The organism is Streptococcus danieliae (assembly GCF_009767945.1).
Lineage (GTDB): Bacteria > Bacillota > Bacilli > Lactobacillales > Streptococcaceae > Streptococcus > Streptococcus danieliae.
Map to the genome: position 1 here is coordinate 1 of NZ_WSRS01000121.1, position 3,352 is coordinate 3,352.

The following is a 3,352-nucleotide window of genomic DNA, read 5'->3' on the forward strand; positions in this document are numbered from 1 at the left end:
TTCGCATCCACTAAACCAATCTCCTCTACTCATGTTTTCTGAGACTAGTATAGCTAGATTTCTACTTTATCGGAAGATACCTTGTTATTGGGCGCTTACGAACCAATAATAAGATTAAGCTGTTGAAACGTTCTGCTTTCGGATTTCGAAAACATGAGCATCTATTTGCTAGAATTTACTGGATGCAGACTCCTGCTGTCCACTCTATCTAAAAATTCCTCCCCTCTAAGGAGGGGAGGAAGGAAGATTGTCTTTATTCTATATTGTCAGTTTTCAGGGATTCCACACAACTTGACAAAGAACCAATCTTTCGTCAAATGAGACGGTAAGAAATAAGAGGCTGAGGACCCTAGTCCCAGCCTCTCTCACTGTTTATTGAATTACTTCCTGGGTTTTTGCATAATTGGCTTCAACTGCTTCTTTTTCGCCCTTCCACCAATCTGAGTTAGCTGTGTACCAAGCAATGGTTTCCTTCAGACCCGCTTCAAAGTCTGTAAATTCAGGTTTCCAGCCCAAATCATCGCGTAGCTTGCTGGCGTCAATTGCGTAACGCAGATCGTGGCCTGCACGGTCTGTAACGTGGTCGTAAGCATCCGGTTCTTGCCCCATTTCCTTCAAAATGAGTTCCAGCACTTCTTTATTATTTTTCTCACCGTCAGCCCCAATTAGATAGGTTTCGCCAATCTTTCCTTTGGTCAAAATCGTCCAAACGCCTGAAGAATGGTCATTGGTGTGGATCCAGTCCCGCACATTCTTCCCTTCACCGTACAACTTGGGACGAATGCCACTCAAGATATTGGTGATTTGGCGTGGGATAAACTTCTCAATATGCTGGTAGGGTCCATAGTTATTGGAACAATTGGAAATCGTCGCTTTGACCCCAAAAGAACGCACCCAGGCCTTGACAATCAAGTCTGAGGCAGCCTTGGTTGAAGAGTAAGGTGAGGAAGGATTGTAAGGCGTTTCAGCCGTAAATTTCTCCCCTGGACCTTCTCCCTTTCCTGGCAAATCCTCCCGCAAAGGAAGATCACCGTAGACTTCGTCCGTCGATACATGGTGAAAACGCAAGTCGTACTTACGCGCAGCTTCCAACAGGGTATAAGTTCCGATGAAATTGGTATCCACAAACGGACGTGGATCATTCAAGGAATTATCATTGTGGCTCTCAGCGGCATAGTGCACAATCGCATCCGCATCCTGGGCCAAACGATCCACAAGCTCCGCATCCGCAATATCACCCACAACCAACTCCACACGATCGCCCAAAATAGACGCAATATTAGCCTTATTCCCTGCGTAAGTTAACTTATCCAAGACAACAATCTGAACATCTGGAAAATTGTTGTAAACATAATGTACAAAGTTCGAACCGATAAAACCTGCACCACCGGTTACAATGATTTTTTTATAGTCTGTCATTTCTTTCCCTTACAATTGATCTTCTGTTACTGGTTCTACATCCTGTAAAAGCGGATGATTTTTATCTGCCTCTGAAACTTCTGCTGCCTCCAAGTTGTCCCACTGGATGCCGAGACTTGGGTCCGCGTAGTTGACAAAAGCATATTTGGGCTTAAGCTCCAAGGCCCAATAATCATTAACCAAATAGCTATAAGCCACCTTGTCCGACAAAACTTGGAAACCATTGGCAACACCCCGCGGCACAAAAATCCCTTTGGAAGCGTCAATCTCTGTCTGGTAAACATTCCCAAAACTTGGACCCTGCCGTAAGTCCACCCAGGCTCCCAAGACACGTCCTTCGTCGGCTACCGAGATGTACTTATCCCAAGGTTCTGCGTGCAAGCCGCGAAGCACATGCTTACTTGAAAAGCTTACATTATTTTGCAATTTCCCTTCCGCAAAAAAAGACTCTGGGAAACCAAGCGGAACCATTTTTTCCTTTTGGAAATTTTCTTTGAACCAGCCACGACTGTCTCCGTGAACCGGAATGTCAAATTCCAACATCCCTGGAATCGCTTCAATCGGACGAGCCGCTAGCTCTTTTCCAAAAAAATTATCAGCCATTTTCTTCTCCAATCAAACGCAAGAGGTATTGTCCATATTCGTTTTTCTTAAGCGGTTGGGCCAAACGATAGACCTGTTCCCGACTAATGTAGCCCATCCGATAGGCAATCTCTTCCAGATTGGCCACTTGCACATTTTGCATCCGCTGGACCGTTTCAATGTACTGGGCCGCTTCCAAAAGACTCTCGTGGGTCCCTGTATCCAGCCAGGCAAAACCACGCCCCATCAACTCAACAGATAGATCTCCACGATCCAAATAGGCCTTGTTCACATCCGTGATTTCCAACTCTCCTCGAGGACTTGGTTTAATATTCTTGGCAATTTCGACCACAGAATTATCGTAGAAGTAAAGACCTGTTACCGCATAATTGGAACGAGGCACTTCCGGCTTCTCTTCAATCGAAATCGCATTCATCTGCTCATCAAACTCGACCACCCCAAAACGCTCAGGGTCCTTAACCTGGTAACCAAAAACGGTCGCACCGACTTCCTTTTGCGCAGCTTTTTGCAAAAGCTTGGTCAAACCTGGCCCATGGTAAATATTGTCCCCCAAAATCAGCGCCACCGCATCATCGCCAATGAAGTCAGCACCAATGATAAAAGCCTGCGCCAAACCATCTGGACTCGGTTGCACCGCATAGGACAAGGAAATCCCGAGCTCAGAACCATCGCCCAAGAGCTCTTCAAACCGTGGCAAATCCGTCGGTGTTGAGATAATCAAAATCTCCTGAATCCCTGCCAACATCAAGGTTGAAAGGGGATAATAAATCATCGGCTTATCATAAACCGGCATCAACTGCTTGGATGCCGCCCGCGTCACCGGGTAAAGGCGCGTACCTGAACCACCCGCTAAAATAATACCTTTCATAGGTTTTCCTTTCTTCTCAGAGGCTCGAACAGACCTCCTGAACCATCATTTTTAAAGTGGAACGAACTCACCAACAAGCACGTTCATCACGCCCTTCTTGAAAAGGACTATACTAGATTCCACAAGTAAGTAGAACTTGCAAAATCCCAGACAAATCTATTTTATCATTTTTGTGACAAAAAGTCTGAGGGAGTTTTTGGGAATCATTCCCGCTGCTTATTCTTTAATCAGGGAGCAGTTCATAGAGTTCTGCAATTCCTGTTTGTATCCACTCATCAATATTAGGACAGACTTCCTCTAAATCTTTGACAAAACGAGAATAGGCTGACTTAGAGGGAGCATTGACCAAAATTTTTTCTGAATCACCAAACTCCTGATTTTCAAAGCTAAATTTCAAGTTGAAGTTAGCCACCATTAAGAAATTCCTTTGGTGACTTGTAGTCCAAACATTTTTTAGGATAA

4 protein-coding genes and 1 pseudogene are annotated in these 3,352 nt (G+C 44.9%); 1 reads left to right on the plus strand and 4 read right to left on the minus strand.

What is annotated here, in order from left to right:
• Positions 1-86: 86 nt before the first annotated feature.
• Positions 87-212 carry a transposase gene (locus E5983_RS10215; RefSeq protein ID WP_414486788.1) on the plus strand — a complete coding sequence of 42 codons (126 nt, stop codon included), beginning with the start codon at positions 87-89 and terminating at the stop codon, positions 210-212.
• Between the two features lie 160 nt (positions 213-372).
• Here the strand turns inward: E5983_RS10215 and rfbB are convergent, their stop codons facing one another.
• From rfbB to E5983_RS08795, 4 genes and pseudogenes are all read right to left on the minus strand, one after another.
• Positions 373-1,419 (minus strand): dTDP-glucose 4,6-dehydratase, encoded by a 1,047-nt coding sequence (gene rfbB / locus E5983_RS08780; RefSeq protein ID WP_160333458.1) that lies wholly within the window; start codon positions 1,417-1,419, stop codon positions 373-375.
• Positions 1,420-1,428: 9 nt separating this feature from the next.
• Entirely contained in the window at positions 1,429-2,022 is a 594-nt protein-coding gene (locus E5983_RS08785; protein ID WP_160333459.1) for a dTDP-4-dehydrorhamnose 3,5-epimerase family protein, read from the minus strand.
• Positions 2,015-2,890 (minus strand): glucose-1-phosphate thymidylyltransferase RfbA, encoded by an 876-nt coding sequence (gene rfbA / locus E5983_RS08790; protein WP_160333460.1) that lies wholly within the window; start codon positions 2,888-2,890, stop codon positions 2,015-2,017. The genes E5983_RS08785 and rfbA overlap by 8 nt, the downstream gene beginning before the upstream one ends.
• A gap of 223 nt (positions 2,891-3,113) precedes the next feature.
• Positions 3,114-3,352 (minus strand): annotated as a pseudogene (locus tag E5983_RS08795) (hypothetical protein); the annotation flags it as partial.

What these genes read in the sequence shown, in the direction of transcription:
- rfbB (WP_160333458.1), bottom strand. Translation starts at nt 1,419, where the DNA reads ATGACAGACTATAAAAAAATCATTGTAACCGGTGGTGCAGGTTTTATC.
- E5983_RS08785 (WP_160333459.1), bottom strand. Translation starts at nt 2,022, where the DNA reads ATGGCTGATAATTTTTTTGGAAAAGAGCTAGCGGCTCGTCCGATTGAA.
- rfbA (WP_160333460.1), bottom strand. Translation starts at nt 2,890, where the DNA reads ATGAAAGGTATTATTTTAGCGGGTGGTTCAGGTACGCGCCTTTACCCG.